The organism is Bordetella petrii (assembly GCF_020991325.1).
GTDB lineage: Bacteria > Pseudomonadota > Gammaproteobacteria > Burkholderiales > Burkholderiaceae_B > Bordetella_A > Bordetella_A petrii_E.
This window is the reverse complement of record NZ_JAJMLX010000302.1, coordinates 1-5,159: the sequence shown is the minus strand read 5'-3', so window position 1 is coordinate 5,159 and position 5,159 is coordinate 1. Positions and strand designations below refer to the sequence as shown.

Annotated in this window: 4 protein-coding genes and 1 pseudogene; all 5 read left to right on the top strand. The window is 66.8% G+C overall.

Features of this window, described 5'->3' with window-relative positions; all coding sequences use genetic code 11:
- Nucleotides 1-802: pseudogene (locus LPZ50_RS21445) on the top strand (pilus assembly protein CpaE); the annotation flags it as partial.
- 28 nt (nucleotides 803-830) lie between these two features.
- On the top strand, nucleotides 831-2,186 hold the full coding sequence (locus LPZ50_RS21440; RefSeq protein ID WP_230664771.1) for a CpaF family protein: 1,356 nt from the start codon (nucleotides 831-833) through the stop codon (nucleotides 2,184-2,186).
- Complete coding sequence (locus LPZ50_RS21435; protein WP_230664769.1) at nucleotides 2,186-3,106, top strand: type II secretion system F family protein; 921 nt, start codon at nucleotides 2,186-2,188, stop codon at nucleotides 3,104-3,106. Before LPZ50_RS21440 ends, LPZ50_RS21435 begins: the two co-directional genes overlap by 1 nt.
- Nucleotides 3,107-3,118: 12 nt before the next feature.
- On the top strand, nucleotides 3,119-4,114 hold the full coding sequence (locus LPZ50_RS21430; protein WP_230664767.1) for a type II secretion system F family protein: 996 nt from the start codon (nucleotides 3,119-3,121) through the stop codon (nucleotides 4,112-4,114).
- Nucleotides 4,114-4,986: a tetratricopeptide repeat protein gene (locus LPZ50_RS21425; RefSeq protein WP_230664765.1), complete on the top strand. Its 873-nt coding sequence runs from the start codon at nucleotides 4,114-4,116 to the stop codon at nucleotides 4,984-4,986. Before LPZ50_RS21430 ends, LPZ50_RS21425 begins: the two co-directional genes overlap by 1 nt.
- Nucleotides 4,987-5,159 lie beyond the last annotated feature (173 nt).

The following is a 5,159-nucleotide window of genomic DNA, read 5'->3' as shown; positions in this document are numbered from 1 at the left end:
CATCGCCCAGGACCGCTATGTGCAGGCCCAGGGCGAACAGGGTGGCGCGCGCAAGCCCGCCGCGCCCGGCGCCGTGCTGCCGCTGGTGTCGCGCGTGGCCCTGCTGGACCTGGGCTGGCCCATCGGCGATGCGCAGCTGTACGTGAACGTGGCGGGCGACTTCGATTTCGCCGAGGCGGCGCGCAACCTGCAGCGCCTGGACGCCACGCTGCTGGGTTCGGCCATGGCGCATACCGCGGATGGCCTGAGTGTCATGTCGCTGCCGCGCGACCCGGCCCAGATGAACCATATGTCGCAGTCCGACTCGCTGATGGTGTTCGAACGCCTGCGCCAGCATTTCGGCCTGATGGTGACGGATACGGGCGGCTTTTCCAATATGGATTTCGTGGCCGGCCTGGCGCGCACGTCGCACACGGCCTGGATCGTTACCGACCAGAGCGTGAGTTCGCTGGTGGCGCTGTCGGGCGTGCTGCAAGACCTGGAGCGGCGCCACGTTGAACGCGGCTCGCTGGGCCTGGTCGTGAACCGCTACGACGAACGCTATGGCATGACGGCGCAGCAGATCGCCGAGCGCTTCCAGCTGGACCTGGTGGGCACTTTGCCCGACCGCGCGCTGGCCCTGATGGTATGCACCAACCAGGGCCGCCTGCTGCACCAGGATGCCGAGCGCGATGTCTACGTGCGTGGCGTGCACGCACTGGCTGAAAAGCTGTGCAACGAAACCACCCAGGCTGCCGGGCGCGGCAGCTGGCTGGCCACCTGGCTGCCCGGCGTGCACCGGCGCATGCTGGTGGCCGAATAAGGCGCCCGGGGATTGAACAGGATCCGACATGATCATGACTGCCACGATCCAATTCGGCCAGGACGGCGACAAGAGCTTTGTGGGTTCGCCGCGTTATCAAGAGGTAAAGACGGCGGCGTATGAACACCTGCTGTCGCGCATCGAGGAACTGGGCGCCGAGTTCGGCCGCTGGGCGCGCGACGCCATCCAGGATTTCGTCGATATCGAGGTGGCCAGTTTCGCGCGCACCCGGCGCATGGCCATCAACGAAGGCGAAATGCGGCACATTGCCGAGGCCCTGACCAAAGAGCTGGCGGGCCTGGGCCCGCTCGAAGACTTGCTGGCCGACCCGGCGGTGGAGGACATCCTGATAAACGGCTACGACAACGTCTTCGTGTCGCGGGGCGGCGTGCTGTCGCGCGAATCGCTGGGCTTCTCGGACAACCAGCACGTACTGCGCATCGTGCGCCGCATCCTGGCGCCCATCGGCCGGCGCCTGGACGAGTCCAGCCCCATGGTGGATGCGCGCCTGCCGGATGGCGGACGCCTGAACGTGGTCATCGAGCCGCTGGCCGTGGACGGCCCGATGGTGTCGATCCGCAAGTTCCGCAAAGACCCGCTGAAGCCGGCTGACCTGCTGACCCTGGGCACGTTCAACGAAGACATCCACCGCCTGCTGAGCATGGCGGTGGCCAACCGCTGCAATGTGCTGGTGTCGGGCGGCACCAGCTCGGGCAAGACCTCGCTGCTGAATGCGCTGGCGTTCTTCATTCCCACGAACGAACGCGTGGTCACCGTGGAAGACACGGCCGAACTGTCGCTGAACCATCCGCACGTGGTACGGCTGGAGTCGCGGCAGGGCGGCTTCGACGGCAATGGGCTGGTCACCATTCGCGACCTGATCCGCAACAGCCTGCGCATGCGGCCCGACCGCGTGGTGGTGGGTGAGGTGCGCGGCGCCGAAGTCATGGACATGCTGCAGGCCATGAACACCGGCCATGAAGGTTCCATGGCCACCATACACGCGAACTCGCCGCGCGAATGCCTGTACCGCATCGAGATGCTGGCAGGCTTCGCGGGCTTCCAGGGCAGCGAGGACAGCCTGCGCCGCCAGATCGCCAGCGCGCTGGACTTCATTGTGCAGATCGGCCGGCTGCCGAACGGCAAGCGCCGCGTACTGTCGGTGACCGAAGTCACGGGCATGGGCGACAACGTGATCGCCACCCAGGAACTGTACCGCCACGAAGTGTTCGTAACCCCCGAGGGCGAAGAGAAAGACACCTGGAACTGGCTGGGCGTGCATCCGCATACGCCCAAGCTGGGCAAGCTGCGCGACGAAATGCGGGCCAGCGTGGCTGCGCAGGAAGACACGTCCGGCGGCGGTTTCTGGGGGCGGAGGCGCTGATGACCCCGGTACTTATCCTGGCCAGCCTGGCGCTGTTGATGATGATGGGCGCCGTGGTGTTGTGGCGCCGCGCCGGCCAGGGGCAGCGGCGCCAGGCAAGTTCGGTATTCCTGGAACGCCAGCTCGGCCAGGCCCAGTCTGCCGCCGCGGGTGAAGATGCTGTGGCCCGCGGCGTATTGCGTACCGGTATTGAACACTGGGACATCCTGCTGCGCTGCGCGGGCATCAGGCAGACCCCGGCCCTGTATATCGCCATATCCGCCATCGTGTCCCTGGGCGTCCTGTTGGCGGCCGTGTTTGGCGGGCCTGTGTCGGCCATTGTGGCCGGGGTGATGCTGCTGGTGATGAGCTATTTCTACATCTGGCTGCGCGCCGACCGGCGGCGCGGCCGCATGTTCGAGCAATTGCCCGAGATGCTCGATGGCATGGTGCGCCTGATCACCATCGGCAACAGCATGGCGGCCGCCTTCCAGGCCGCGGCGGCCAATACCAATGAGCCGCTGCGGGAAGTAGTGGAAAAGGCGGCGCAACTCAGCCGTTCCACACAGGAACTGGATGCGGCCCTGGCCAACGTGGCGCGCCAGTATGCATTCGAGGAACTGCGCCTGCTGGCGGCGGTGGTCCGGGTGGCGCAAAAGTATGGCGGACGCAGCGACGTCGTGCTGGAACGCATTGCGGCGTTCATGCGCGATGTCGCCCAGGCCCGGGGGGAACTGGTGGCGGCATCGGCCGAGATCCGGCTTTCGGCCTGGGTGCTGGCGCTGCTGCCGCTGGGCATCGCCGGCTACATCATGCTGACCAACAACGCCATGTTCATGGACATGTGGGACGACCCGCTGGGTTTCAAGATGCTGGTGGCGGCGCTTGGCCTGCAGGTGGCCGGCTCGTACTGGCTGTATCGCATGACCAAGTCGATATAAAAGGGGGGCGACATGGATTTCCTGACCGCTCCTTCCTATTCCGGCATGCTGGCGGCCGGCGTGCTTCTGGTTTCGCTGGCGCTGTTGATCGTGGGGCTGGGCATGGTGGTGCGCCTGCGCGGCCAGTCGCGCAGCATGCGCGTGGTGGAGCAAGCATTGGCCGGCCGCGATGGCTCGCAGGCCACGGCTGCGGCCGGCGCGCCCGAGATGGGGCGCCTGGCCTCGTTGGCGCAAAGCACCGACGCCCTGGGCAAGCGCCTGGGCGAAGGCCGGCTGGCCGAATCGCTGTTGCCGGACGAAGACAACAAGCTGATCGAGTTGGCGGGGTACGTCAATGTGGCCACGGCGAGGGCGCGCTATGCGGTGCTGCGTTTCGGCTTGGCGCTGGTGTTTCCCCTGGCGGCGGTGCTGCTGCGGCGGTTGTGGTTCGGTCCGGGCAGCCTGGCGGCAACGGTGTTCACCCTGTTCATCGGTTTCGCGGTGGGCTACATGCTGCCCAAGTGGATACTGGCTCGGCGCGTGGCCGCCCGCAAGAAGCAGGCCGCGAAAGAATTGCCGTTGCTGGTGGATCTGCTGCGCCTGCTGCAGGGGGTAGGGCTGTCGGTGGACCAGAGCCTGAGCGTCATCGTCAATGACTTCAAACCGGTGCTGCCGGTGCTGGGGCACGAGTTCGGCGCGGCCACGGCAGTCTACGCACGCGGGCGCACGCGCGAACAGTCGTTGGCCCGCTTGTCGCAGGGTTTTGACAATGACGATCTGGCAGCAATCTGCCGCCTGCTGATCCAGGTGGACAAGCACGGCGGTGCCGTGCAAGAACCCCTGAATCGTTTCTCGCAGCGCATACGCGACAAGCGCCGCTTCGAGCTCAAAGAGAAAATCGGCCGCCTGACCGTCAAGATGACCGGGGTGATGATTGTGACCTTGCTGCCCGCGCTGCTGATCGTGACGGGCGGCATGGGGATCTTGTCGGTGCTGCGCGGCCTGTCGCGCATCGCGGGGGGAATGTGATGAAACGCTTATCGCCACGCCGCTTGCGGCTGGCCGCGGTGCTGGGCACGATGTTGCTGGCAGGATGCCAGGGCAACAAGATGGAGTCGGCCTGGGCCCTGATCCAGCAACAGCAGCAGGAACAGGCCTTGATGCGGCAGTCCGAGGACAGCGCCGACACCCGCCAGGAACCCACCGAGCCGCAACTGATGCTGGCCCTTATCCGCGAGAACCAGGTCCAGGGCCGGTACTTCGCGTCGCTGGCCTATATCGACGCCTACCGCCAGCGCTTCGGCAACAGCGACCAACTGGACGCGCTACAGGCCGATGCGCTGCGGCGCACGGGCCAGGAAGCGCAAAGCGAAGCCACCTACCGCAAACTGCTGGGCGGCGCGCAGGCTGCGCAAGGCTGGCACGGGCTGGGCCTGCTGGCCGGCGCGCGGGGCGACTATGCCCAGGCCGCGCAAGACCTGGACCGCGCCGTCAAACTGGCGCCCACCGACCCGCAGATGCTGGGCGACCTGGGCTATGCCCGCTTGCGCGCGGGCGATAGCGCGGGTGCGCGGGTGCCGCTGGGCATGGCCGCCGAACTGGATCCGGGCAATACCAAAATACTGGCCAACATGGCGTTGCTGCTGCTGGTGGAAGGCAATTCCCTGCAGGCCCAGCACCTGATGGACCGCGCCAACCTGGGCCAGGAGGCGCGCAGCCAGATCTTCCAGATGGCCAGCCAGATGCAGGTGCGGGCCCATGTGCCGGCGCCGATGGCCGGCACGGGGCGTAGCGATGGCACGGTGCGCCAGGTAACGCAGGTTTCCAGCGGGCGCGACGTGGTCCTACCCATGTTGCAGCCGGTAATGGACCGCATGATCAACCCGCCCATGGTGCAGTAGGGCGGCACGCGCCGCCCGGCCACGCCGAATTCCCGAACCTGAAAGAGACAATCATGTCCCGATACTTTCTTCGCTTTCCGTTGGTCCTGGCCGTGGCCGTGCCCGGCCTGGCTGCCGCGCAGTTGAATGCGCCCCTGACGGGTGGCGCGGCGGCGCAGCCCGCCGCCGTGGCC